General features: G+C 65.5%; 1 pseudogene. It reads right to left on the reverse strand.

Features of this window, described 5'->3' with window-relative positions:
- Positions 1–1367, reverse strand: a pseudogene (locus AC1DZV_RS21765) (pyruvate dehydrogenase (acetyl-transferring), homodimeric type); the annotation flags it as partial.

Here is a 1367-nt window from a genome sequence, read left to right on the forward strand (position 1 = left end):
CGCCGCTCGGGGACGAAGCCGCCGAGTTGCTTGCGGCGGTCCATCAGGTACTGGATCTCGGGGGAGTCCATGCCGGGGTGGTAGTACGGCGGCCGGTAGAGGTCCGCTTCGAGCTGGTCGTCCGTGATCGGGATGCGCAGGTGGTCGCGGAAGGCCTTGAGGTCCGCGAGGGTGAGCTTCTTCATCTGGTGGGTCGCGTTGCGGCCCTCGAAGTGGGTGCCCAGRCCGTAGCCCTTGACCGTGTGCGCCAGGATGACCGTGGGYTTGCCCTTGAACTCGGTGGCGGCCTTGTAGGCGGCGTAGACCTTGTTGTAGTCGTGCCCGCCGCGCTTGAGGTTCCAGATCTGGTCGTCGGTCAGGTCCTGGACCATTTCCTTGGTCTGCGGGGTCTTGCCGAAGAAGTGCTCRCGGACGAACGCGCCGGACTCGGCCTTGTACGTCTGGTAGTCCCCGTCGACGGTCTCGTTCATGATCTTCACGAGCGAGCCGTCCTCGTCCTTGGCCAGCAGGTCATCCCACTCCCGGCCCCAGACGACCTTGATGACGTTCCAGCCGGCACCGCGGAAGAACGCYTCGAGTTCCTGCATGATCTTGCCGTTGCCGCGGACGGGACCGTCGAGGCGCTGGAGGTTGCAGTTGATGACGAAGTTGAGGTTGTCGAGCTTGTCGTTGGCCGCCAGCTGCAGCAGGCCGCGGGACTCGGGCTCGTCCATTTCGCCGTCGCCCAGGAACGCCCAGACCTGCTGGTCCGAGGTGTCCTTGATGCCGCGGTTGTGCAGGTACCGGTTGGACTGGGCCTGGTAGATGGCGTTCATCGGGCCGATGCCCATCGAGACGGTGGGGAATTCCCAGAACTCCGGCATCAGGCGCGGGTGCGGGTAGGAGGACAGGGCGTGCCCTTCCTTGGACTTCTCCTGCCGGAACCCGTCCAGGTCCTCCTCGGAGAGCCGGCCTTCCATGAAGGCGCGGGCGTACATGCCGGGGGAGGCGTGGCCCTGGAAGAACACCTGGTCGCCGCCGCCGGGGTGGTCCTTGCCGCGGAAGAAGTGGTTGAAGCCGACCTCGTACAGGGTCGCGGCACCGGCGTAGGTGGAGATATGGCCGCCGACGCCGATGTCCGCCCGCTGWGCCCGGTGCACCATCACGGCGGCATTCCAGCGCAGCCAGGCACGGTATTTGCGTTCGATCTCTTCATCGCCGGGGAATGCCGCTTCCTGGTCGACCGGGATGGTGTTGACGTAGTCCGTGGTGGTGACCATCGGAACACCCACGCTCTGCGCGCCGGCCCGCTGGAGCAGGCTTCGCATAATGTACTGGGCACGTTCGGTGCCTTGTTCCTGAATCAGGGTATCCAGGGACTCCAGCCA

This window comes from Arthrobacter sp. P1_D12 (assembly GCF_056406175.1).